Origin of the sequence: Clostridium sp. (genome assembly GCF_036660475.1) — a bacterium.
Lineage (GTDB): Bacteria > Bacillota > Clostridia > Clostridiales > Clostridiaceae > Clostridium_J.
Map to the genome: position 1 here is coordinate 162398 of NZ_JAVXAO010000005.1, position 24349 is coordinate 186746.

General features: G+C 29.5%; 24 protein-coding genes. 6 read left to right on the top strand and 18 right to left on the bottom strand.

The window, feature by feature from the left end; genetic code table 11:
* Nucleotides 1–15: 15 nt before the first annotated feature.
* The 5 genes from RSA29_RS09045 to RSA29_RS09065 form a co-directional block, all read right to left on the bottom strand.
* Nucleotides 16–780, bottom strand: a complete 765-nt coding sequence (locus RSA29_RS09045) for a GNAT family N-acetyltransferase (RefSeq protein ID WP_346943163.1) — start codon at nt 778–780, stop codon at nt 16–18.
* Between the two features lie 175 nt (nt 781–955).
* Nucleotides 956–1273, bottom strand: coding sequence for a DUF3795 domain-containing protein (locus RSA29_RS09050; protein WP_346943162.1), 318 nt, complete (start codon nt 1271–1273; stop codon nt 956–958).
* Between the two features lie 162 nt (nt 1274–1435).
* Nucleotides 1436–2299 carry a S66 peptidase family protein gene (locus tag RSA29_RS09055; protein WP_346943161.1) on the bottom strand — a complete coding sequence of 288 codons (864 nt, stop codon included), beginning with the start codon at nt 2297–2299 and terminating at the stop codon, nt 1436–1438.
* Nucleotides 2296–2841 (bottom strand): hypothetical protein, encoded by a 546-nt coding sequence (locus RSA29_RS09060; protein WP_346943160.1) that lies wholly within the window; start codon nt 2839–2841, stop codon nt 2296–2298. Before RSA29_RS09060 ends, RSA29_RS09055 begins: the two co-directional genes overlap by 4 nt.
* 107 nt (nt 2842–2948) lie before the next feature.
* Nucleotides 2949–6032 (bottom strand): GNAT family N-acetyltransferase, encoded by a 3084-nt coding sequence (locus RSA29_RS09065; protein WP_346943159.1) that lies wholly within the window; start codon nt 6030–6032, stop codon nt 2949–2951.
* 551 nt (nt 6033–6583) lie between these two features.
* Here RSA29_RS09065 and RSA29_RS09070 point away from each other — a divergent pair.
* Entirely contained in the window at nt 6584–7882 is a 1299-nt protein-coding gene (locus RSA29_RS09070) for a hemolysin family protein (RefSeq protein WP_346943158.1), read from the top strand.
* A 172-nt stretch (nt 7883–8054) separates the two neighbouring features.
* Here RSA29_RS09070 and RSA29_RS09075 read toward each other — a convergent pair whose 3' ends face one another.
* The 4 genes from RSA29_RS09075 to RSA29_RS09090 all read right to left on the bottom strand — a co-directional run bounded on the left by RSA29_RS09075 (nt 8055) and on the right by RSA29_RS09090 (nt 12217).
* Nucleotides 8055–9038: an effector binding domain-containing protein gene (locus RSA29_RS09075; RefSeq protein WP_346943157.1), complete on the bottom strand. Its 984-nt coding sequence runs from the start codon at nt 9036–9038 to the stop codon at nt 8055–8057.
* A 189-nt stretch (nt 9039–9227) separates the two neighbouring features.
* On the bottom strand, nt 9228–9941 hold the full coding sequence (locus RSA29_RS09080) for an HAD family hydrolase (RefSeq protein ID WP_346943156.1): 714 nt from the start codon (nt 9939–9941) through the stop codon (nt 9228–9230).
* A 340-nt stretch (nt 9942–10281) separates the two neighbouring features.
* The gene (locus RSA29_RS09085) at nt 10282–11670 is read right to left on the bottom strand and encodes a DUF4367 domain-containing protein (RefSeq protein ID WP_346943155.1); all 1389 of its coding nucleotides are present in this window, start codon (nt 11668–11670) and stop codon (nt 10282–10284) included.
* Complete coding sequence (locus RSA29_RS09090) at nt 11663–12217, bottom strand: sigma-70 family RNA polymerase sigma factor (RefSeq protein ID WP_346943154.1); 555 nt, start codon at nt 12215–12217, stop codon at nt 11663–11665. The genes RSA29_RS09085 and RSA29_RS09090 overlap by 8 nt, the downstream gene beginning before the upstream one ends.
* A 175-nt stretch (nt 12218–12392) precedes the next feature.
* Between RSA29_RS09090 and RSA29_RS09095 the strand changes: the two genes are divergently transcribed.
* From RSA29_RS09095 to RSA29_RS09105, 3 genes are all read left to right on the top strand, one after another.
* Nucleotides 12393–12857 (top strand): RNA polymerase sigma factor, encoded by a 465-nt coding sequence (locus RSA29_RS09095; protein ID WP_346943153.1) that lies wholly within the window; start codon nt 12393–12395, stop codon nt 12855–12857.
* Between the two features lie 152 nt (nt 12858–13009).
* Nucleotides 13010–13558, top strand: coding sequence for a hypothetical protein (locus tag RSA29_RS09100; RefSeq protein ID WP_346944400.1), 549 nt, complete (start codon nt 13010–13012; stop codon nt 13556–13558).
* Nucleotides 13559–13806: 248 nt separating this feature from the next.
* A complete protein-coding gene (locus RSA29_RS09105; protein WP_346943271.1) occupies nt 13807–13965 on the top strand; it encodes a DUF6143 family protein in 159 nt (52 codons plus the stop codon).
* A 231-nt stretch (nt 13966–14196) separates the two neighbouring features.
* On the opposite strand, the gene RSA29_RS09110 is transcribed toward RSA29_RS09105, so the two are convergent.
* Nucleotides 14197–15024 (bottom strand): undecaprenyl-diphosphate phosphatase, encoded by an 828-nt coding sequence (locus RSA29_RS09110; RefSeq protein ID WP_346943151.1) that lies wholly within the window; start codon nt 15022–15024, stop codon nt 14197–14199.
* A 432-nt stretch (nt 15025–15456) separates the two neighbouring features.
* Here RSA29_RS09110 and RSA29_RS09115 point away from each other — a divergent pair, with 432 nt between their 5' ends.
* A complete protein-coding gene (locus RSA29_RS09115) occupies nt 15457–16422 on the top strand; it encodes an aldo/keto reductase (RefSeq protein WP_346943150.1) in 966 nt (321 codons plus the stop codon).
* 55 nt (nt 16423–16477) lie between these two features.
* On the opposite strand, the gene RSA29_RS09120 is transcribed toward RSA29_RS09115, so the two are convergent.
* The 4 genes from RSA29_RS09120 to RSA29_RS09135 all read right to left on the bottom strand — a co-directional run bounded on the left by RSA29_RS09120 (nt 16478) and on the right by RSA29_RS09135 (nt 18994).
* Nucleotides 16478–16660, bottom strand: a complete 183-nt coding sequence (locus tag RSA29_RS09120; RefSeq protein WP_346943149.1) for a hypothetical protein — start codon at nt 16658–16660, stop codon at nt 16478–16480.
* Between the two features lie 3 nt (nt 16661–16663).
* Nucleotides 16664–16897: a hypothetical protein gene (locus tag RSA29_RS09125; RefSeq protein WP_346943148.1), complete on the bottom strand. Its 234-nt coding sequence runs from the start codon at nt 16895–16897 to the stop codon at nt 16664–16666.
* Between the two features lie 253 nt (nt 16898–17150).
* Nucleotides 17151–18413 carry an acyltransferase family protein gene (locus RSA29_RS09130; protein ID WP_346943147.1) on the bottom strand — a complete coding sequence of 421 codons (1263 nt, stop codon included), beginning with the start codon at nt 18411–18413 and terminating at the stop codon, nt 17151–17153.
* Between the two features lie 11 nt (nt 18414–18424).
* On the bottom strand, nt 18425–18994 hold the full coding sequence (locus RSA29_RS09135) for a TetR/AcrR family transcriptional regulator (protein ID WP_346943146.1): 570 nt from the start codon (nt 18992–18994) through the stop codon (nt 18425–18427).
* A 513-nt stretch (nt 18995–19507) separates the two neighbouring features.
* On the opposite strand from RSA29_RS09135, the gene RSA29_RS09140 reads away from it, so the two are divergent.
* Entirely contained in the window at nt 19508–20932 is a 1425-nt protein-coding gene (locus tag RSA29_RS09140) for a DUF4317 family protein (protein ID WP_346944401.1), read from the top strand.
* A gap of 75 nt (nt 20933–21007) precedes the next feature.
* Here the strand turns inward: RSA29_RS09140 and RSA29_RS09145 are convergent, their stop codons facing one another.
* The 4 genes from RSA29_RS09145 to RSA29_RS09160 all read right to left on the bottom strand — a co-directional run bounded on the left by RSA29_RS09145 (nt 21008) and on the right by RSA29_RS09160 (nt 24160).
* Nucleotides 21008–21436, bottom strand: coding sequence for an N-acetyltransferase (locus RSA29_RS09145; RefSeq protein ID WP_346943961.1), 429 nt, complete (start codon nt 21434–21436; stop codon nt 21008–21010).
* 339 nt (nt 21437–21775) lie between these two features.
* Nucleotides 21776–22708, bottom strand: coding sequence for a phosphotransferase (locus RSA29_RS09150; RefSeq protein ID WP_346943960.1), 933 nt, complete (start codon nt 22706–22708; stop codon nt 21776–21778).
* A gap of 244 nt (nt 22709–22952) precedes the next feature.
* Nucleotides 22953–23579 carry an HD domain-containing protein gene (locus tag RSA29_RS09155; RefSeq protein WP_346943959.1) on the bottom strand — a complete coding sequence of 209 codons (627 nt, stop codon included), beginning with the start codon at nt 23577–23579 and terminating at the stop codon, nt 22953–22955.
* An 11-nt stretch (nt 23580–23590) separates the two neighbouring features.
* Nucleotides 23591–24160 (bottom strand): GNAT family protein, encoded by a 570-nt coding sequence (locus tag RSA29_RS09160; protein ID WP_346943958.1) that lies wholly within the window; start codon nt 24158–24160, stop codon nt 23591–23593.
* Between the last annotated feature and the right edge of the window lie 189 nt (nt 24161–24349).

Sequence of the window (24349 nt, forward strand, 5' to 3'; positions counted from 1 at the left end):
GCTCAATATAGAGTGTTAAAAAATAATTTGTATATCATCTTCATAAGGTGCAGTTCTATCAAAAGTATTTTTATATGAACACATCCACGTTGGGATAAATCCACTTCTATACGCAACAGATTGCGATGCTATATTGGATGAAGCAGTTCCATAATAAGGTACAATCCCTCGCTCCATAATCATTAATGCAAGATTGCTTACTAAACTTGTTGCAAGACCTTTATTTCTGAACTTAGGTAACACATCAATACCTATTTGCCACATTAAATTACTATCGGCTGATGCTCCTGCCATTGCTACAATTTCATTGCCATTAGTTGCATATATTGTAATTACATCTGGGCGAGGATGATTGATATCATATTGAATTGCATTTTCAAACCCTGAAATTTTATATAAATCATGAATTTCTTTACCCTCCTTTATGTGAAAATCAAAACCATCAGGCAAAGGCAACTTTTTTATCCTATTACAATCAGGAATATAATAAAGAGAGTGCCCAAATATAAATGGGGCTACAAATATATCTTCCCTTGTTTTATCTTCCAATAATGGGGTTACCTTTTTTAAGATATCACAATCTCCTGAAACAACTATACTTTTTCCCATGGTTGCAATTTCAAGAAAAGGCGATTGTCTATCAATCATCCTTCTTCCCTGATTTAATTTTGCTTCACAAAATACTATGCCATCTTTAATGAAATCTTCTACTCTACAATTCATATCTATTGATAATTGTTTTCTCACAATTTCTAACATTACAGCTTTATTCAAATCCATAATACACACCTCTATAACTTATTTTTGTTAAGTCTATTCAAATAACTCATTTATAATGGGGATAATAACCCCACCCTTACATCTAAATGTTTATAATGCTATCATGTACCCATCAAAACTAACTGCTATACCCATTATATTTTTTCATAACGTAAAAATCCATCCATCTTACTTACTACTGATCCTCATCTGACTTTATCGTTCCTAACTTTAAATATATTTTCTTACCACATTTCCAATTCTTTAAATTAATTAGTCTTTCCCCCTTATCTCCATGCTCCTCATTGTTATATGCATTCTGTAATTTTTCACATGGTAAATATGGACAATGTCCACAATGATTATATTCCTTATCAATTGAACATTTTGCAATTAAACATTCTCCCCAGAATGGTTTTCCTTGACAAGCTTGACATCCTGGGCAGTTTGTTTTATCTTTCCATTCACATACACCACAGTATGTACCACACATCCCAATCATTTGTTTATCCATATACACTCCCTACTTCCTATTAAATAAATGATGCCGAAAATCATTTTTATTTTTAATCCATAACCATATAATATAATTCAAACTATTTTCTAAGTTCTTAAAGTTAAATTTCAATTTTGGACCGAATATATCATATCCGCTCACCTTTTATTATAAAGTTCTCTACTTCTTTAAATGAATAGCCTTACCTACAACTATACACTTAGTACTTGGACTATGCCCAATATCATCTGTTTTAACAATTGGAATATTTCTATCCCCTAAAACCTCGTTAACCAGCTCCATAAGATCTGGCGTATAATTTTTTTCTTTCATCTCTGTAAACTCTCCCAGAATAATTCCCTTAATCTTATCAAATGCTCCCACATGATCTAATTGAAACAATATTGACCCTATTAAATTAGGTGCTCCACCTAAGCTTTCTAGTAGCAATATTTTATCTTGAAAATCTGACATATATTTTGTTCCTACTATTTTTGAAAGTGCCTGCATATTTCCACCTATGACTATACCACTCATTTCATTACCCTGAATCCACTCTAAATTTATCCTATAAATATCATCTTTTCCATTTAGGAAGGATTCTTTAAAGCTTCTTATTTGTTCCTTCGAACATTCCTCAATTAAATTTGCTATTGAATAATGATAGGTCTCTATACTTGCACATTTATATAATGCATTTAATAAAACTGATAAACCACTCATTCCGAGATAAGGTTTATTATTGTGTTTAATAATTTCATAATCAAGATACCCTAATATTTGATTTGCAGAAGCTCCCCCTGAAATATCAAAAATAGCTTTAATGCTTTGATCCCTGAATAATTTCATTAACTCATTAGCTCTTTCTTTCCCTGTTCCTGCAAAAGGTCCATTTGTCTTATAAATTGTCTTTGCATATTTAACCTTTAATCCCATACCATTAAATATTTCTTCTATTTCTTCTATATATTTTTTATTCTCATTGCTTATTCCATCGCCACATGAAATTAATCCCACGGTATCACCTTTGTATAACTTTATCACTTTATATTATCCTCAATTCTATTTTTTATTTTTATTGGTAAATTTCCACGTAAGGCTCTTTCTAATACAAATTGATTTTTAATTCCATTTGATAATAAATAATTTTCTATGAGCATTACTTTTGATTCTCTATTAGGAATTAGCTGATATAAAACATACCAATCTTCTAAAGATGTTAGTGGAATACTTACTCCACTAACATCTTTCATCTCTGAAATTGATTTATAATCAAAATTATACTCAAATACTCCATTGCTATGATTAATACTAAACCCTGACATTACATCAATCTCAACTCCATTTATGACATACTCATAAAAATATTGTGTTGAGTATATGTCTGTTTTCTCCCATATTTTCTTTTGTCCCATATTATCAAGAATTTCTTCAACCCGTTTAATATCATCTATACCAACCAAAATATCTATGTCATTTGGCTTATCTACTAACCCAAAATGATTTAGTAGTATTGATCCTCCAACTGCCCATAATACATTTGCCTCATTCAATTTTAATCCTATATGTCTTAAACAATTAAACATGTCATTCACTACTCCATATAATTATTTCTTCTTAATTATTTTATTATAAATCCATCTGAGACTACGATAACTGCATATATAAATTTATATCCCCGTTAGCTTATTATTTATTCAAATCTTATATTTTGCAAATTTTTAATAAGTTTGTCTGATATATGTTCCTTTGTAAATGTATAAAACACATTAGGTAAAATTTTTCTTTCACCTGAAGCTAAATGTATATCATTCCCATTCATAGACACTAAGTCTCTAGTTGATAAATATGCCAAGTGATCACTCCCATTAAAATCTGTATTTACTTGAAGTTTATATTCAAGACTGTCACAGCCATAAAGAGGGGATGAACTAGTGTTTATCTCATAATCTCTTGTGCCAACTTTATATTTATTAATATCTCCTTGATGATTTTTAACACTTACCCAACTATTCTTTATTTCATCACCAATTTTGAAAAATGCGATATTCATAATTCTCTCACTGCTAATATATTTATCCATGCCATTTACTAATTCAGTGGTATTCAAAATAATAGGAACTCCTGGCAACATTAAAAAATATTGATTTATTTCAAGTCCTTTATAGTCCTCCATATGCTCCATACACATACTAGTTTTTATGCCACTCCACATATTCCCAAGTGTATCTATTTTTTCAACAAACTCCACCTTAACCTTTTCATTAAGTATGCTTCTCCCATTTTCAACTAGTTTCTCTGGCACATTTTGAATCCCTCCGAACCATGGATTATACCAACTTCTTGGTCCTGCACTTGGAAATGAATTATCTAGCCACTCTCTGTCCATAAATTTAATCGAGAATATTCCTGTTGAGAATTTAGGAGATGCTTTAATATTCATAACTCCATTACTTATTGAGTAAACCTTAAGTCCACTTTCCTGCGTTACCTTAGATTTAAATTCCATATTTTTAATGTAGAATACAGATGCTTTTCTTTCAAAACTCACTGAACTAAAATTACTTTGTATACAAATTAAGTCATTTTCCAATCCCTTTTTTGTATAAATTGGAACAGTAATATTGTTTACATCATCTTGAACCTTTGCATGCACTTCATCAAAGGAATTATTTTTGGATTTAACGATTATTTCTCCATTATATAAAAGTTTTCTATTCTCAATAATATTTATATCAAAGTACTCTTTTACAAATGGATTCTTATTATTAACATCTATTTGAAAATCCTCAGCTAAAGATATGTGATTTACATTATTTGATTTTAAAGCAAACCTTCTAACTTCATCTATGTTCTTAAATGTTGAAAAAGCTAAATAAACAGGCTCAGTAAGAATTTTTTCCCTGCCTTTTAATTTGCCCATGGGATATTCAATATGCATTAACCAACCGTCAAATTCGCACTTTAAATTCTTTGGCCATATTATACTTTCCTCAACACTTGAGAATATCCAATTCTCACTAATTTTCCCACTATCATAATAACCTGGATATTCCATACGAGGTTCTGTAGCTTGTACAACCTTGTTGTCATATGGAATGTATGCCCCTTCAATTCTATAGTGGAAGCTATTATCAATATATATATCATCCTTAGTTTCTTCATTTGAATTATTCATTATTTCATATAGATGTTCAAATATTCCATTATTAGATATTTTAAATATAGTTTTAACTGTTATATTCCTAAATTCATTCGAAACATACTCACCACTTAAAACCATCTTTTCATTTTCAAAATACCATTCAATATTTTTCACTAGTATGCTTCCAAACTCATCTGAATATGGCATTCCAAGCTTTGGATATACTATGTAGGTACTTTTTTTCTTTTCTCCTACAAATATTTCAACTCTATTATAATTTTTCTCCAGAGTTAGTTTATATACTCCATTTACAATTACATATTTACCTTCAACTTCTCCACCAAATGCAGTGTTACGTCCTCTGAAAATAACTGCAGCATCCTTTTTGAACTGAATGCTTTCCCCTGATTCTAATGCTACTTTAACATTAATTTCTTCTTGATATATACACGGATTTTTAAGCTTACACTCTAATGGTATTGAAACTTTCTGTTTTTTTGTCATCTTAATCTTAAACAATCTTTTAGCGAATTCTATATCTCTACATCTAGGAAGTTCGAATTCAAATACTCCATTCTCATTAATGCAGCTTTCAATATCAATATACATATTGAACGTTTCTCCACTACATCTTTCTACGTCATCACATGCTAATAATATTTTTGCTGGGAATTTAGGCACTATTCCAAGCTTAAACAAAGCCTTCTTACCATTTATAACAACCTCAGCTACAACTGCTGGATGAGTTTTAAAATTGCCAAACTCCTCTTGAATTTCTGACAAATAAAATTCGCCTTCAACTATTTCTTTTTCAACAACTTGAATTTTTTTATTTAATGAAAATTGAATATTTTTATCATCTCTTCCTATTATTTCAATATTTAATTGATTACCTGTTTTATTAATAATTTCATAAGTAGCCTTATAGCTTCTACCCAAAATCAGATTTTGTGAAGCAACTGACAGTGAAATCATATAATCATCCGTTTCAATAAGTCTTAATCCTCTACCTCTTCTTTCAAATTCCATCCTAAGATTTTTTCCATCCTTGTCCCAACAATACTCATAAAAATCAAAACCGTTTTCCCCTCTTCCATCTGGCTCTATATTGATTTTTCTTTTCATATCATCATACCAATCTACATCCTTAAAATAATCTTTTACCGCCTCCGTGTTAACCACTGTTGGAATAAAATTCATAAGATGAATAGTATCTTGCCTATTCTCAAGAAAATATCCACACCTTTTATAAAGAGGTATTGCTTTTGTATTTGCAGGCCATGTATATATGTCAAGACGAGGCCAATTAAGTTCAATTGTCCTTTCTACTGATTTCTTAACAAGAGCCTTCCCAATTCCCTTTCCATGACAATCATATCTAGCATTTAACCTTCTAATATGTAACGCTCCCTCATCCTTTACATACTTTGAAAATGCACAGTACCCAAGTACTTCATCCCCCAGTATAGCAAGATATGTATTTATATCCGTTGAATTAACATGATCAGCCAGTACTGTTTCCTCTGTTTCGTTCCCATTTTCACCATTCCATCCTTCAGTGCTCTTTTGCCACATTTCTGCAATAGCCTTCGCATAGACTGGAGTATATTCTACGATTTTCAAACCTTCCATGATTTTTCCCCCTATGTTAATTAAAATGTATATTTTACCACTGATATCTCCCTATACTTAACCTTTATCGTTTTATCGCCTTCACATATTCTCTTCTTTCCCACTACTGCTTAATTAGTAAACCCTCTAATTTGCTTTTATTCTTAAAATAATTCTTTTCACTATATTTACATAATACCACATAATTAACATATTTTCGCATCAGTAAAATAGAAAAACTTTCATCTAACTAGCCCTTAAACTATTATTGAATTCTACTCTATATACAAATACTCTATAGTTTCTCTTTTTTCAAAAATAAGTCATTTACCATAGTTAAGTTTAAAATTCCATGGTCATAATATTAAACTGGTATAATAACTGATTTTATTAATAAACATAATTATAGGTATCAAGGAGTAGCTACAGTATGCTACATGGAGCTATTTAACACCTTAGATTAAATATAGATAAATATAAAACTAAATGGGTGAGTACAAGCTTTTGTTAGTATACATATTTATGTTATACTTGTAACATTATGTTTTTAAATTATAAGGGGGAATTATTTAATGGACGGAAGCCCGAGTGGCAGTTTTATTTTTATATTTATACTAGTATTAGTAAATGCTTTTTTTGCATCAGCAGAAATGGCTATAGTATCTATTAATAAAACAAAGATTAATTTATTATCTGAAGATGGTAATGAGAAAGCTAAACTCATCCAAAATCTAATCAAAGAACCAAGTGGGTTTTTAGCTACTATACAAGTTGGGATTACTTTTGCTGGTTTTTTTGCATCGGCATCAGCAGCTACTTCTATATCAGGAGGTTTAGCACAAAAATTAGAGGCTATTAATATTCCATATAGTGAAAATGTAGCACTTATTCTTGTAACATTATTTATAGCTTATCTCACACTTGTACTTGGAGAACTACTTCCTAAGAGAATAGCACTTCAATATGCTGAGAAGGTAGCAATGTTTTCAGTAAAACCTGTGATAATAATTTCGAAATTTACTAAGCCTTTCGTATGGCTTTTATCAATTTCTACTAATTCCATATTGAAGTTAATAGGAATGAACACTGTAGGAATTGAAGAAAAAGTTTCAAGAGAAGAACTTAGAAGTATTATTGCCATTGGTGAAGAGCATGGTGCAATCAATGAAAGTGAAAGAGATATGATTGATGGAATAATCGAATTTGACGATAAGATTGCAAAAGAAATCATGACTCCGAGAACTGAAACCTTCGTTCTTGAAGTAACTGCGAGCATTAAAGATAATATAAATACTATTTTACAAGAGGGATTTTCTAGAATACCAATATATGATGATGATGTTGATAACATTGTAGGTATACTTCATATTAAAGACCTTTTTAGTAAAATAATATTAAATGGAATAGAAAATATAAAAATTAATGAAATTATGCGAGAGCCTTATTTTGTTCCTGAAACTAAGAATATTGACAAATTATTTAGAGACATTCAAGGATCTCAAAATTATATAACTATACTAGTTGATGAATACGGTGGTTTCTCTGGTATTGTAACCATAGAAGACTTAATTGAAGAAGTAATGGGTAGTATTACCGATGAATATGATCAAGAAGAAGCTAAGATTCAAAAAATAGATAATAATAACTTTATTATAAGTGGTCTTCTTACAATAGATGATATCAATGATGAATTTGACCTTAATATTACTTCTGATTCAGCAGATACCATAGCAGGGTTCTTCATTGAGTGTTTAGGCACTGTTCCTAAAAAAGATGAACATAATGAAGTAGATTTGGGAACTATCACACTAAAGGTTTTAGCTTTAGATGATAGAAGAATTGAAAAACTCCAATTAACATTAAATCTTTAAAATAAATAAACAACCCTTCAATAAATACACCTAGTGTGCTTTATTGAAGGGTTGTTCCATTTATGCTTTTGACTAACTACTTTTCTTTATCTAGAAAATCAAACTATATATTAAATGTATTTTCTATTATCTTTATTTGACTATTTAAAAATAAATAACTTGTCCAGTATGACTATAAGTCATTCTTTAGCTTAATTGGAATTAGTAAATCAACCTGTTTGAATTCTGCATCCGCTTTATTTTTTTCATAAAAAGTATATGCATTTAGGTGTTCTTCTAACGAACCGCTCATACCTAGCGGTTCCCTAATATCAAACGTATATTCATCGTTATTAGCAATCCAATCATAAATAAGTTGCCACTCATTAAAATCCCCCATTTTAATACAGTGAGCTGCATATAATCCACCATCAAAATATTTTTTCTCAAGTGATTCAGGAACATCCATATCATGAGGAATAGTCACCCAAAACTCATATCCATATCCTTCTTGCGTGTCCTTAGGACAAGGATTATTAAAGCCATATATCCTCAAATCTGGCTTAATTTTGTGTAGGCTGCAATTCCTAATAAAATCATTTAATACATCCCCTGAAACACCTTCAGGATTTCCACCTATAAAATGACTTGATGCAACTGTTGATGGAGGTAAATATATAATCCTAACATTCTTTAATTTTGATAATTTTTCATTTGCTTTGTTTAACTCTTCCATTGACCTTTCCTCCTTAAAATTAATTTTAGAAAGGGTTAATGAATCTATAATCTTCATAACAGAGTCATCGTTAAATAAGTCGGAACTAATATTAAGGTTTGCATTTTCACTTAACCCCGCTATAAAAGTTTGCAAAATTGATTTAATAGTAGTCAAAGCTGTTATCTCACCATTGATTGCCTCTAAATTTTCATTAAAAACTTCAAGTGCTGTAACCGCATCATCTTCCTGTAAAATTATCGCAATTTCTTTTAGCTTTATTCTTAATTTCCGTAAAATGATAATTTGCTGTAGACGTCTTACCGCCGAATCATCATATGTACGGTAGGAATAATCATCCTTTTTAATACTTTCTAAAAGCCCTATTTGCTCATAATATCGAAGTGTTCTTGTGGAAATATTAAACCTTTTTGCAACTTGGCTAATTGTTACTAACTCCATTCTGCTTATCCCCCCTTCTAGCTAAATTATAAAAGTTAACGTCGCGTCAAAGTCAATAGTTTTGAGATTTCTTAATATATTTATAGGCCTACTTTTTTCAAGTAAGCCTTTCATAGATAACTATTTGATCAGAGTATATTTAAATCCTATTTTCATTTTCCATATATAGGCAACTCTTCTGCCTAACTTTCATCTCTCATATATATCAGTTATCATCTTTGTTATCTCACATATGCTTTTTACTTCTATACAATCCACATTTTTATAAGTAGTCTTATTTTTTCTATTATACCAAATAGGAACCATACCTGCATTTTTTGAACCTTCAACATCATACTTATAATTATCCCCAATAAACCAGATATTTTCTGCATTTAAGCCTAATTTCCTCTGTGCTAAATCAAATATAATTTTATTAGGTTTCCGCAAACAATAATCACTACTTGAAATTATAAATTCAAAATTTGGATAAAGATTATGCTCTTCAAGTTCACATCTTAATGTATCCTCCGTAAATGATGAATTGCTTAATGCCCCATATTTTATACCTAATGTATCTAATGTTTTAAATAAGTCTTGAATTCCTTCGCTGGGGTTACTTCCATAAGTATATTTGCAAAACATCTTCTCTACCTCACTAATATGAACCTTAAACTTTATACCATAGTATTCATATAATAATCTTTGAAAACTTTGAAAACTAATTTCAACATTAGTTTCATCACGCCTATCAAAAGTTTCTTTTGTTAATTTTATGGCTAAATCTTGAACTTGCTCAACAGTTATTCCATATGGATTATCTGAGACTTCTAATATTCTTTTGGTTGCTTCACTTGGAGTATTCTTGTAATATTCTAAAACTGTATCTCCTAAATCAAACAACATTCCTAAAGGTTTATTCATAAAGCCCACCCCTTACAATCAATAATTAAAAATTAATGCACCCTTCAATGCTATTATAAGTATATTGTAGCATTACTTGTAAATAAGGGAATGTTCAAGTTTAAAAAATTATAAATTAAAGAAATAATACTTTTAAGCATACTAGCAAATAAAGATTAAAAAACATTGGAATTTTCTTAATTTCAATATTTTTATGTTTTTATGTTTTTATGTTCTTAGGGCTATGTAGCCTTAGAAACTACTACGGTTGAGGCCTCTAGATAAAACTTAATTTTCAACTAATAAAAAGTCTATCTTAAAATAAAATAATTTCAAGATAGACCCTCTAAATTTTATTTAATTACTTTATCTTAACATAACCTTGAAAAATATTAGTAAAATTATTTCCACTACCACTAACAAACATTCCTATTTTAGAAAAATAAGCATCATCAAGATGATCTTCATCTAATAAATATATTAAATGAACCTCTCTAGTTTCATTTGGTTCTAAATCACAGAAAAAGTAGTAACTCCCTTTATAATCTGCTTGATCAAAATATATTGGGAATTTACTACCTGCAATATCATTACCACCTCTACTATCATTAGGAAATGCTTTAAGCGTACCATCCGACGCTTTAGTTTTGTATTCAATTATTGGGAAAATTCCTATATCTTTCAGTTCTTTGTCAAAGGGATTTCTCAATGTTAGAGTTACATAAGCAAACTTTCTACTAGCCGTTTCAGTAACATAATTCATTTTATTGTTTTCCCATTTAATCGAAACACTTCTTTCATAATCCTTAAGAGTTCCATCTTCATTTATTGCTTCAAGGTATTTACCATAATCCCAAAAATAATTTTGATTTACCTCTGGAAGTTTATCCATAATCTCTACTTTATTTAAAGCGAAGGTTGGATTTTTATTTGGTGATATTTCATCAGTCATTTCTTCACCAAGATTAAACACATGATCAGCTGGAACCGAAGGAGCAACATGTACATCATCGCTTTTTTCAATAACTTGCTCATAAAGTTTTAAGAATTCCCCAGGAACTACTTCATATTTAATATTCTCTGCTACTTTTTTCAGCTCCTCTAAATCTCCAGTACCACCAACTGAAATAATTTGACCATCATCTTCATAAATTAAATCAATTTTATATTTATAAAGCATTCCTTCACTTGAGTTTATATATGCCTTCACACCACCAATAGTTGTTTCCTCTACATTACTTATGTTATAACTTTCAGGTTGATATATATAATCGTTTTGGTATATAAGTATCCCCTCTTCACCACTAGGTTTGCCATTAGGTGAGTATTTTCCTGGGGCACCATTAAGTGGTAAATAGCCTTCTGGAAGATATTGTGGAGTTATATTAATTAGGGGTATTTCAGTAATTTCTGATTCTGAATCTATATTATAAGTAACCGTTCCTGCCTCTTCATCTCTACTCGTTGTAACAAAGATTTTTCTGCAAATCCCATAGGCTGTTATTGATATTGCTAAAGTAGCTGTAATAGCCGCAATAAGCACTATTAGCTTTTTCTTCATCATTCCTCTACCTGTTCTATTTGGCATAGGAATAGACTCTATATGATTTTCCTTTTTAATCATTTTCATCTTCTCCATTTCATATTTTTTTGAAAACTCATGTGGTTCTGTAAATTTATCTAATTCTTCTATAGCATCTTCTTGACCTATAAGATATGCCATTCTATCAATATTAAATTTATTATCCATACAATTCATCTCCCATCATTTCTTTTTCCATGATTTCCTTTAACAACTTTTTTGCCCTTTCACATCTTTTAGCTGCTACTTTTTCACTAATATTTAATAATAGTGATATTTCCTTATAACTAAATTCGTAATAACAACGATACCTAATTATCTCACGGTATTTTGATGGTAAACTTGAAAGTAATTGTACAACAATTTGCCTATCTTCTACTGTTTTTACTGAATCAATTCCTTGTTGATTTCCACCTGTCATGGGCTCGTCTACCCCTTTGGTAAACAATTCAGATTCTTTCCTATTCCTACGATATATATCAATTGCAATATTTTTTATTGTGTATGTTATTAATCGTTTCGTCTCTATACTTACTGGGCTATTAATATCTCCAAGGTGTGGAATTAACTTTATAAATGCATCTTGAACTGCATCCTCTGCTTGACCAACATTATTTAAAATTGAATATGCAATGCCATACATTTTATATTCATAAGCATCATAAAGCTGCTTTAGCATGTTATTTTGAAAATTTTCATCTTGTGAAGCTTTCACTTAATCACTCCTTATCATTTAAGAGTACTCTCAACCAATATAACGAATGAAACTTAACTTTGCGACATTTTTTCATTAAAATAGTTAATTAATTGTAATATTTATATTATTTTTTCATTTTTATGCAACATTTTATAAATCTTAATTGTATATAGTGTGTAAAGGAGGCGACAATATGAGGGATTTTGAAAAGGTTTATGAAAGACAGGTTGATAGAGTATTAAAAATATGTGTTTTATATCTTAAAAATACTCATGACGCAGAAGAGGCAACCCAAGACACCTTTATAAAATATATGAGGTATAATCCTGTATTCGAAAATTTAGACCATGAGAAAGCTTGGTTTATTAAGACTTCTTCGAATATATGTAAAAATCTTTTTAAAAGCTCTTGGTTTAAAAAGGTAATATGCTTTGATAATTTATCCAATTTCTACAAAGAAGAAACTGAATACCAGCTGTTATATAAAATACTTGAGCTTCCCGGAAAGTATAAAATGCCCTTATATCTCTTTTACTATGAAGGATATAGTACTGAAGAAATTTCAAAAATATTAGTTTTAAAACCAGCGACAGTAAGGTCAAATTTACATCGAGCAAGAAATATATTAAAAAGTATCTTAGAAAGTGGTGATTATTAATGAACAACCATGATATAAAAAATATTTTTGATAATATCAAATCAGATAATTCAATGAAATCTCGTATTTTAAAAAATGTATATGAAAAGGTCAACGATAATACCCAAACTAAAAAACAATATTTATCAATAAATGAGAGGATGATGATATTTATGAATAATAAAAAAATTGGAGCCATTGCTCTTGCAAGTTTGTTTTTAATTGGCGGATTTGCTATTTACAGCACTAAAAATAATATAAACAATTCTCAACCACCACTATCTCTATCTCCACCTATAAATGAACAATATATACCTGACAAGGAGTTTAATAACTTCGATATAGATAATGTAATTAAATATACAACGGAAATCAAAATCAAAAATCATACTAATAATGAAACCTTTAACACTATTACAAATAAAGATGATATAGATAAGATGACTTCATTAGTTAAAGAGGCTACTACAAAAGAAATGACTTCAAAGATATATGAAAAAATAGGTAACTCTCAAGCCACTGGAAACAGTATTACAATAAGCTTTATATTAAGTGATGATACTGTAACTTATGCAAGAGTAAACCTGGACTTAGATATAATTTGTATAAACGAAACCTACTCCGATATTCCAGCAAAATTTATAAACATGCTGCATCAAGAACTAAAGTCTATACAAAATTTTCAAGATATGAATAAACCTTCACCTGGTTCTCAAAATTAAATTGGGCTATATATGTTAAGCTCAAACCTCTTAATTATAATTTACAATATTGCCAATATCCTTTAAGGATATTGGCTAATTTTATTACGTCTTAGTTGTTTAACTCTAATTTCTTAATATTTTCATACCTCATTACAATATTTCCTATTACTCTTTATTATTATACTTGTACATGTTGTATATATTATGATTATTATAAAAATTTAAGGAAGAGTATTTCCTTAAATTTTTATATACAGGTGATTATAATGTCATGTTATGATAAAAAAAATCCATTGGAAGTATCTATTGAATATCCATTATATCAATCAGAAAAAGGTAAGTATTTTATCGGTCAAACACCTATTTTAACTGGTGAAAATGAACATGCTCTAGCTGCATTAATAAACCCAATTAATTCAAACTAAAATTCATGTGCATTTTATATAACTTCATTTTACTAAAGCTCTTTTATAGTGTTAAATTTATCGTTATGCTTTTTTCTATTCTATTCATTTTTTACATAAATTACATAGTTGGAATAAAAACAGAAGCAAGTAGATATACACTCTACTAGCTTCTGTTTTTTATATTTTTTCTGCTATTACAATTTATTTTTCAGCTTCATTTGAAAGTTGAATCCTAAAATATTTTACACCTTAAACAATTAGGTAAAAGTATCCAAGCACTAGAATACCTAAAACAATTCTATACCAACCAAATACTTTAAAGTCATGCTTCTTAATATAAGACATTAAGAATTTTATTGATAAAATTGACACTACAAATGCTACACCCATCCCTATAAATAACAATATTAATTCAGCCCCTGTAAATGCAAATCCAAATTTAACAAGCTTCAATGCACTTGCACCAAACATTACAGGTATTGCAAGAAAGAACGTAAATTCAGCGGCAACAGTTCTAGATACACCGATTAATAGAGCCCCCACGATTGTAGCACCTGAACGAGACGTTCCAGGGAATACTGCTGCTATTAATTGGAAAAGTCCAATCATAATAGCTACGTTGTATGTGATTTCACCTAAACTATTGATTTTAGGACGTTTACCTTTATTATAATTTTCAATTACAATAAATAAAATACCAAATACTATCAGCATTATTGCAACGGTTGTAGGATTATAAAATAATGCATTAAGCTGATCATCCCATAAAAGTCCAACAACTGCAGCTGGTATACAGGCTACTACTATTTTAAACCACATAACAAATATATCTTTTTTAATTTCCACTCCCCTTTTAAAAGAGAAAGGAAATATCTTATTCCAAAATAGTAGAATAACTGCTAGAATTGCACCAAGTTGTACAACAACTAAAAACATCTCCATAAATTCAGCGCTTACCTTAAGCTTTAAAAATTCATCAACTAATATCATGTGACCTGTACTACTTATAGGAAGCCACTCCGTAATACCTTCCACTGCCCCAAGAATAATGACTTTTATAATTTCTAGAAATTCCATTTAAATACCTCCAAGATAAATTTATAAATTAATTATACTCTTCTAATTATACATATATTTTTTAATATGTGATAACATTTTGAATTAATTTCAACAACATTTTTATATCCAATGTAATTTACATATAAATATCCGCCATGAACCACTACAAATATTAAAGTTGTTACTCATCTAATGCTATTCTCATTCATTTGTACTTTCTTCATTTGCAATTATAAATGCTTATTCCTTACATATCCTCCTTAATTTCAAATAATAACTCTTTCAATAACATGAAAAAGATAATATACTAGTAGACGAGAGTTTAGAGATCCTAAATGACATATAAAACAATATACTATTTGCATCTTACTCTTATAATCATAGTTCATCTCTTAATTGTCTATGCTTATGATTATAAACGAATATAAGGAAATATAAAGGAGTTTTAAAATGAAGAATCTTCAATTAAAAGGAACAGATTTAAATATAAGTAATATATCTTTTGGAACTGGGAACTTCAAATCAAATATTGACAAAGAAACAGCCTTTAATCTTATGGATTACTATGTTGACCTTGGCGGTAATTTTATAGATACTGCTAATGTTTACTGTAGATGGCTTCCCGACACAACAAACTGCTCAGAGCAATATATTTTTGAATGGCTGAAATCTAGAAATGCTTATAATAAAGTTGTCATCGCAAGTAAAGGTGGTCATCCAAGCTTGCTTGATGGAAGTACCCGTGTAACAAAGTCGGAACTTACTAAGGAATTAGATGAAAGTCTTATGACTCTTGGCCTAGATTGTCTAGACTTTTACTGGTTCCACCGTGACAATGAAGCCTTACCTATCGAAGAAGTTGTAGAAATTGGTGAATACTTCGTTAAAGCTGGAAAAATACGTTACTTTGGAGCTTCCAACTATAAGCTTCATAGAATGGAAGCAGCTGTTGACTATTCGAAAAACACCTCTGGAAATGGATTCTCAGCTTTATCTAATCAATGGAGTTTAGCTTATCCAAACGATGATAAAAGACTTATCAATGACCCTACACTAGTTGATGTTGATGCTCCTTATTATCAGTGGCTAAAAAAAGAACAGTTTCCACTTATACCTTTCAGTTCTTCCTCTAATGGTTTTTTTAGAAAATTAGAAACAAACACCATGAAACCAGCAGTATCTGAGGCATATACAAATGATAGAAATATGGAAATTTACAAGACATTAACCATGTTAAAGGAAAAGTACAATACAGATATGGCAGCCTTATCACTGGCTCCTATAATGCATCAAGATTTCCAAGTAATTCCGGTTACAGCCTTTTCATCTAAAAGCCAAATGACAGAAATGCTGGCAGCAGGAGACCTTGAAATTTCTCTTGAAGATATGAAATTAATAAATAAATTTTTCTTATAAAAACTAAAAAGTAATCTAATTTATCTTAAATTAGGTTGCTTTTTTATAATGGAAACTATTCAGAGAATATCCTTGTGGTTAATGCATTTTCTCTATATTTCTCACCTAAGAATTCTTTCATCAAGTCTCCTAACAAAACTAAGTGATGGCCTTCAGCTTTAATATCATGAATTTTTAACTGTAAATCAACTAAAAGAATCATGTATTTCTCTGCCTGTTCTGGCTCTTTCAATAACATATCTCAAAGGGTTTGACCTTTTATATATTCCATAATAATCGCTTGCTTTTCGTTTACAGTAGTTACATCAAAAATTTTTGGCACTGGTAATCCATACGAATATGCTAATTTCTGCTTTCTTGACTCATATAATGCTTCTGTTTCTGGCGACCTATCATTAAAAAATTTTATAATTTTATTATCAAGAAGATAAATTGTTGCTGCATTTCCTCTTGCAATAGGCTCACCTAAATTCATTTTCAGCCTACTCTTACATAATTTCTATTAAATTTCTCACACTACAAATTCCTATCTATATCTATTTAATCCCTTCTTATAAGAGTTATTCTGTTTAAAATGCACAAAATATTGAACCTATAAAATTCCTTAATAAAATTTAAAAATATCTTTAGGTATAACAACTATATCTAAAGATATTCTATAACTTCAATATTATTTTACTTATTTATTAAACTAAATGATTTATTTAAACTCTCCTACAAATTATAATTTAAATGTTAGTTAATATAGCTAATAATACTGTACACACTACTATTACACCAATAAAAATATTTGGATATTTTTTTATCACAAATCGACTAATTGCATAACTTGCTAATATAGTTGTTACTGCAGTAATTATAAATTTTATTATTACTGGTCCAGAAATCCAACCACTTAAAGTTAAAGGTATTATCATTGCAAAGAAATAATGAACTAAATACATATTGTATGAATTATTTGATATAGTACTGTTAAATAATGTTGATTTATTCCAATACTTATACCCAAATGCTAAAAACACTCCCAAAAATGACAAAATCCAAAAAGGATAAAGAACTACATGTAATACTTTGTATATTAAAAACGGCGCATCGCTTGAATTTATGACCTTAAATACTAACATATTTGCACCAAATAACACATAACAACCTATTCCCCACATCCATGGACGACCAATGTTCCCTGCTGAAGTGAACCATCCTCTAGTATACGCATAAATACCAAAAGTAAAGTACACTGAATAAATCATAAACTTTCCTAATTGGAATTCAAGAATATGACCGAAGGAAAACCAGCCTGATCCTAAAATTTCATCATAAACAAATAACTTAACAGTACCAAATAGAATTACTGTTAAAATACTTACTATTGCAAATGCTACCCCCTTAGATTGGTTCTTATTTTCTTTCATTTTAACTTCTTTAAACATTTTATTCTTTATCCACATATAAAAAACAAAAATAATAAAAAATAGTAATAATAATGATAAAAACCACATATAACGTTGATAATATTGATCTGGCATCCCAATATATTTAGACATATCTAAGAATCCGAAATTAAATTCAAGAATTTTTTTCATGCTCAATAACCAATATTGCCCAAAGCTTGTCCCTATTAATCCATCAGATAAATTAAAAATATAATTTATATAATCTATAATTGGAAGAATTAAAACTGTAATGACAAGCCATGGAATTCCTAATATTTTAAATTTGTCCTTTAAAAACCCTCTGCCTCCCCTTTTATTGTAGGATGGCATTGCAAAGTAACCTGCTATAAAAAATAAGGTGCTCATCATAAATACATCACCTAATAGCATATAAAAATCAATTAGTCCACTAGATGATCTCTCATGAAATGGCCAAAAATCTACCGCAGAACTATATGCTGCTCCAGCATGAAAAATCAACACTAAAACTACCATAAGTGTTCGTATGTTATCTAAAAATGGAATTCTATTTCCTTTTAACAAAGAATTTTTATTCATATATATTTCCCCTAATTATTTTTTATTATGTCAACTATCCATCTGTAATCTGGACAAGGCATTTTCTCATTCATTATTAAGGTTTGACAAAGCCCTTGTATGGCCGACCAAAATGCAACAGCTAAAGCAGTAGAATCGCCTTCTCTAATTGTTCCTTCACTCTGCCCAAGACGAATTATTTTTTCAGTACTTTTAATATTATCCCATTTAAGATGATATCTCATTTCTTCCGATAATAAATCATTATTTGAAGCTTGCGCCATAAAAATAAACATCTTTGCAACAAAACAATTGTTTTGTATTTCATTTAGTAATTGTTTTGCTATTTCTTCAAAAATGTTAATAGCACTACCTGAAAAATTATTTAATCCTGCTTTGGATCTTGAAACTCCAGCATTAACTAATTCAATATACAAAGCTTCCTTTGAACTAAAATAATGAAATAATAATCCTGTACTCATTCCACATCCATTTGCAATATCAGATATCTTTGTTGCTGCAAATCCCTTATTTACAAATAAATCAAGTGCAACCATTAATATTTGCTTTCTTCTTTCTAATTTCTGATCATCTCTTTTCATGAATACTAACCGCCTTTATCTGTAATCATAATTAATTACTATATTCAATAAAATTAATTTTAAATTCATTGAACTATTATTCAATTTATCTCAAAACTGTTTATTTGTCAAATTATATGCACCGATTATTTTCATGCTATATATTCCACCAACAATTTAATCTGAATTTTTTTACAAATCTTATCTTTAGCTTGCCATCCCCAAACATATTTATGTATATATCTTTACTTATGAATAAACAAAAACAACAACTCCAATTAATTAAAAAGTTATTCACCATTAACTTATACTATTTTTAGTTTCTTCAAATAAAAGTGACTACTCGATAAATTCTTTATAACTGTTTTACCATATGATAAAACTAATGCAACAAAATAACTATAACTTCTCTTTAAAAGGAGTTTAAATAATATAGAAATAATACTATACTAATAAGTGAGAATCTAAATCTCTACCCTAAAGGTACTGGTGATTTGGTGTATTCGAATAAATACTAGATTGAGGGGTTTATATATGAGAAAGAAAGATATACTTGAGTTGAAAAGACGTTTAAAAAAAGATCAGTGTACCTTCACTAAGATGTGTGGTTGCTATGTTAATGGAGAAAAAAATGTTATTTTAAAATTTAGAGAATCCTTTCTAAACTTAGATGATGATGAGTTCTTTAAATACATGGAAATTGCTAAAAAAGTCCTATCTGGAACTATTGGAAATAACATTTTAGAACTTAACTTTCCTGTTAATGAAGATTATATAAACGAAAGACAAATTTCTCTTATGCAGCTTAAGAAAAGTCAATTAAAGAATGATGCTCTTCTTAATGATTTTTATGACTCCATTATAGATAATTATGATTATACTGGTAACATTTTAATACTTGTTTTCTATGATGCTTATGATGTTATTACTAAAACTAGTGATAATGCAAAGCTAGATGAATCTGAAGAGGTTTATGAGTATGTGCTATGTGCAATATGTCCCGTTTCACTTTCAGAGCCTGGCCTTAGATACTTTGAAAAAGAAAATAAAATAGAAGCACGTATTAGAGATTGGGTGGTTGATGTTCCAACTCATGGCTTTGTGTTCCCTGCTTTTATTGAGCGTAGTTCAGATGTTAACTCTATAATGTACTACACCAAAAATGCAAAGGACCCACATCCTGAGTTAATGGAAAATGCTTTAGGCTGTTCTTCAAAGCAGACTGCTACTATACAAAAGGAAACCTTTGAGTCAATTATTAAAGATTCTTTGGGTGATGATGAACAAAAAGCTGATAAAATTTTTATGGAAATACAAGATAATCTAAATGCTATGGTAGATGAATATAATGCCACCTATGAAGATATAGATTGTGAACCTATAACTTTATCAAAAAATGATATACAAAATCTTTTAATGGACAGTGGAGTTTCTGAAGAAGTTACTGCTAAGATTGAAAAATCCTATGTAGAATGCTTTAGTGATGAGCTTCCTTTAGCCGCGAATTTAATTGACACAAAAGCACTTAAAGCAAGTGCCCAAAAAAGAACGGAAACACACCTTCTAAAACAAGTTGAAATTCTAGAAAATAAACTTGAACAAGTTAAACAAGAGGCTTCTATCGATAAGGAAACACGTTCATCTAAAGATAGTGATGAAGATAATGTTACCCAAGACGCTTTAGAGACTAATTCAGAAGAAGTTTTAGAAACTAATATAGAAGAATCTCCAGAACCCAATTTGAAGGAAGAATTACCAGCTAATATAGAAGAAACTGACCATGCAACTTCAGCGGATGAGGATAAAAAAGCTACTCCTCACTATGATGTTATACTTCAAGTAAAGCCTGAAAAAGTATCTCAAATAAAATCTCAAATAATTGATGGCCAGAAATACATAGTTATTCCGATTAATGAAAATGAACAAACTACTGTTAATGGCTTAGAGGATTTAATATAGAAAAATTTAAAAGTAGCAAATTTCAAAATGAAATTTGCTACTTTCTTTGAATGAAATATTTTATTATTAAACAAACTATTTTTTATCAAAAGACATAATATATTCTAGCTCTTTTGTATCCCCATTAATACGCTGTTCCTGAACTATAAAACCATTCTTATGATAGAAGTTTACTGCCTTTTTATTCTTTATAAACACATCTAATATGAGGCATGGATACTGGCATTTGCAATATTTTATTAGTTTCTCCCCAATACCTTCTCTTTGATATTCTTTTCTCACAAAAATCCCAGCTATATAATTTTGTTCTACAATTCCTATAAAGCCTTTTATAATATTACTTTCTTCATATATATAAATATCAGCTAATGGCAACATTTGCTTAACCATATCAAAATTTTCAGTCCAGTATTCTTCCCGTATAAAATTGTGAGCATCTATGTTAGTCTCAAGCCAAATAGCCATCACTTCATCTAATTTACTTAAATCAAATTTTTTAATCATAATATTCTCCTTACATTTTTCATGTTAAAAGTAGGCGTAGACTCTGCTCCTCCTCTTAAACACTTAAAATCTATCACCTAAATATATTGGCATAATAATATATCCTTATTTGTTAAAAACATCTTTTAGCACTTCAGGATATATAGTTTACCACTGGCCTTAAAACTTATCCATTCAATGCCTACTTGATTATCGTCACTATTAGTGACCTTAGCTAAGACTATTGAAGTCTTAAATGAATGGCTAAGCAATTGGAAACTATTAACTTTTAATTATTCAAGGAAATTATTTTCATGAATTTCATGAAAATACTTGCCATTTACAGCCTACAGATTGCGTCTAAAAATCCACTATTAATCCATCATAAATTTCTTCATAGATTTCGTTTAATTTTTCTACTTCATTTATATTTACTTCAACAACTTTATCTTTAAATTTCATTCCCTTTTCACCCATAAAGTCTACACAAAACACAAGGGTATACAATTTTAATATTTCGTTTTCTACTTCAGACATTTTCATTTCTTCTATGATATAATCAACATATTTTGTATCATATCCCAAACTAATAAGTGCCATATTTGTTAATGCAATATAATAGATTTTATCGCCAAAACAAATCCAATCAAAATCAATTACTCCCGATAATTTCCCTCGATTTATTAGTATATTTTTTGAACTTAGGTCATCTAAAAATGGAATGGGCTTTATAGTCGTAAAATAGTCATCATACTTTGATAACAATTTTTCAATTTTATCCACTTTCTTATTGTCAAATATTTCATTTTTTTTAATTCTATCTCTAGACCCATCAAGATGCTCTATTATAACTTCCTTCCAACATTTTTTATAGTTTTCATCATCATATGAAGTTAGATAACCATATCCACGATTTAGAGGTAATGTAGCTACAACATTTTGTATATTAACTATATCCATTGCAATACCTTTTTTCTCCTCATCGGATAAATCCTCATATATATTGCCTAAATCAGTTCCATCTATATAATTCAAAATTAAATATGAAAGGTTATCATATCTTCCTTTACTAATAACTTTAGAAACTGGAATTTCTAAACGGTTCAACTTATCCAGCCAATAAATAGTATCTTCGCAAGCATTTTTATCAGAATTTATTCTTATTACAAATTCATGCTGTTCAATGCAGATTCTATATACATAGTTACCATACCCAATTTCAAATCGTTTAATTTTATCTGGATATTTATTAAAATTATTAAAACAAATTTTGTTTACAATGAAATCATTCATCTTTATTCCCTCACCCATACTTTACTATTGCACCTATTAATTAAATTTAATTTATACTAAAAGCTATCCACTCTCTAAACAATGCCCATTCCTTGAAACTCAGTCAAAATAACATATCACAATTCCCTAGCCTTTACATATGAAATTTATAGATTCATATATTCTGATTGAACTTGCTAAATATTACTTCGTCCATTGTGAGTTATTATAACTCTAGCCACTAGTGAACTGCGGTAAAAACCGTCTATAATCCCAATGTATTTTCAACTACTCCTGGTAGTATACTGTAAACAGATTTCCCCATTTTTTGCTCAAAGTACTCTTTTATTTCAATGGTTGCCTTCCATTTAAGTGTAGTATATTCATTTATACCATGTCTTAGTGCGGCCTCGACCATTCTTTTCTCAATTAGATAGTAACCATCTATAAATGCTAAGGCATCACATAATTGTATAAGCCTATCATAATCATCATATTCAGTGCTTTCCAAGTATTGTTTTACAAATTCATACTCTTCATCAGTGCAATCCCATTTTCCAAATGCAGATCGTATATCCTTACAATCAAAGGAATGAGTAATGCATACCTTGGCTGCTCGATAGAATCCTTTTTCCATTAAAAAGTTATATCCATCTAAAATATGTCTCATGCCTGTTACTCCAAATCTTCTACCTATATCATGTAGCATTCCTAATATTAATGCAGTACCAGAGTCTAAATCATCACAATTTTGTGCTATCAATTGTGCCGCTTTACCAGCATAAATAGAATGTTTAACCCAGAATCCTGGATTTAATTTTTCTGCCTCTTCTAAAAATGCTTTTGCTTCCTGTACTGTTGGCATTCCTTTTCTATCATTGATTTTTAACATAGTTCAACACCTTACACTTCTTTATAATTTTCATTATATTCTCGCTCTAAAATGCTAAAATAGAATTGATCCACCCATTTACCACCACATTGATATTCTTCTCTAAATACACCTTGTTTTGACATTCCTGATTTTTGCATTATAGCTGCTGATTTAATATTGTCACAATGGCACATACCTAATACCTTATGGGCATTCAATTCATTAAATGCAAAGGATATTAAAAGCTGTGCACTCTCTAAACAATAACCATTACCTTGAAACTCAGGCAAGATAACATATCCAATTTCCCAACTTTTACGAGTTGAAATACATTGCCATATATAAGCTACTCCCATCTGTACCCCATCTGAACTACGTTTAACAATAAAATCGAAAACATCTGTTTGTTCAATTCGTTTAGTAAATTTTTCTCGAATAAGCTCTTTGTTAGTTTCAACGTATTCTTCATAACACCATAATTCTGAATCACTTTCTTCATCACATATAAAATCCATATGTTCCTTTGTTACAGGAACAAGTTCAATATCCTTACCTTCTAACATACGATGAACTTGATTTTTAATATTTATATTTTCCACATTTATCCCCACCTTCATGTTATATAATTTATCTTCTGCTCTAGTTTTTAAGCTAGCGGAGTTTGTCAAGATAGTTGTAGTATAAAATTACATAGATTTTAAAATCGTAGTTTAATTTATGATTTAAAGTAATATTTCACTATTTAAATTTACAAAACGTACTACCCTATTCAAAATGTTGGTTAAAAT

Coding starts and splice junctions, on each gene's coding strand:
- RSA29_RS09140 (WP_346944401.1), top strand. CDS start 19,508: ATGAGAAAGAAAGATATACTTGAGTTGAAAAGACGTTTAAAAAAAGAT.
- RSA29_RS09150 (WP_346943960.1), bottom strand. CDS start 22,708: ATGAATGATTTCATTGTAAACAAAATTTGTTTTAATAATTTTAATAAA.
- RSA29_RS09155 (WP_346943959.1), bottom strand. CDS start 23,579: ATGTTAAAAATCAATGATAGAAAAGGAATGCCAACAGTACAGGAAGCA.
- RSA29_RS09135 (WP_346943146.1), bottom strand. CDS start 18,994: ATGAAAAGAGATGATCAGAAATTAGAAAGAAGAAAGCAAATATTAATG.
- RSA29_RS09075 (WP_346943157.1), bottom strand. CDS start 9,038: ATGGAGTTAGTAACAATTAGCCAAGTTGCAAAAAGGTTTAATATTTCC.
- RSA29_RS09105 (WP_346943271.1), top strand. CDS start 13,807: ATGTCATGTTATGATAAAAAAAATCCATTGGAAGTATCTATTGAATAT.
- RSA29_RS09145 (WP_346943961.1), bottom strand. CDS start 21,436: ATGATTAAAAAATTTGATTTAAGTAAATTAGATGAAGTGATGGCTATT.
- RSA29_RS09100 (WP_346944400.1), top strand. CDS start 13,010: ATGAATAATAAAAAAATTGGAGCCATTGCTCTTGCAAGTTTGTTTTTA.
- RSA29_RS09060 (WP_346943160.1), bottom strand. CDS start 2,841: ATGTTTAATTGTTTAAGACATATAGGATTAAAATTGAATGAGGCAAAT.
- RSA29_RS09045 (WP_346943163.1), bottom strand. CDS start 780: ATGGATTTGAATAAAGCTGTAATGTTAGAAATTGTGAGAAAACAATTA.
- RSA29_RS09065 (WP_346943159.1), bottom strand. CDS start 6,032: ATGGAAGGTTTGAAAATCGTAGAATATACTCCAGTCTATGCGAAGGCT.
- RSA29_RS09095 (WP_346943153.1), top strand. CDS start 12,393: ATGAGGGATTTTGAAAAGGTTTATGAAAGACAGGTTGATAGAGTATTA.
- RSA29_RS09115 (WP_346943150.1), top strand. CDS start 15,457: ATGAAGAATCTTCAATTAAAAGGAACAGATTTAAATATAAGTAATATA.
- RSA29_RS09120 (WP_346943149.1), bottom strand. CDS start 16,660: ATGTTATTGAAAGAGCCAGAACAGGCAGAGAAATACATGATTCTTTTA.
- RSA29_RS09085 (WP_346943155.1), bottom strand. CDS start 11,670: ATGGATAATAAATTTAATATTGATAGAATGGCATATCTTATAGGTCAA.
- RSA29_RS09070 (WP_346943158.1), top strand. CDS start 6,584: ATGGACGGAAGCCCGAGTGGCAGTTTTATTTTTATATTTATACTAGTA.
- RSA29_RS09110 (WP_346943151.1), bottom strand. CDS start 15,024: ATGGAATTTCTAGAAATTATAAAAGTCATTATTCTTGGGGCAGTGGAA.
- RSA29_RS09125 (WP_346943148.1), bottom strand. CDS start 16,897: ATGAATTTAGGTGAGCCTATTGCAAGAGGAAATGCAGCAACAATTTAT.
- RSA29_RS09130 (WP_346943147.1), bottom strand. CDS start 18,413: ATGAATAAAAATTCTTTGTTAAAAGGAAATAGAATTCCATTTTTAGAT.
- RSA29_RS09050 (WP_346943162.1), bottom strand. CDS start 1,273: ATGGATAAACAAATGATTGGGATGTGTGGTACATACTGTGGTGTATGT.
- RSA29_RS09080 (WP_346943156.1), bottom strand. CDS start 9,941: ATGAATAAACCTTTAGGAATGTTGTTTGATTTAGGAGATACAGTTTTA.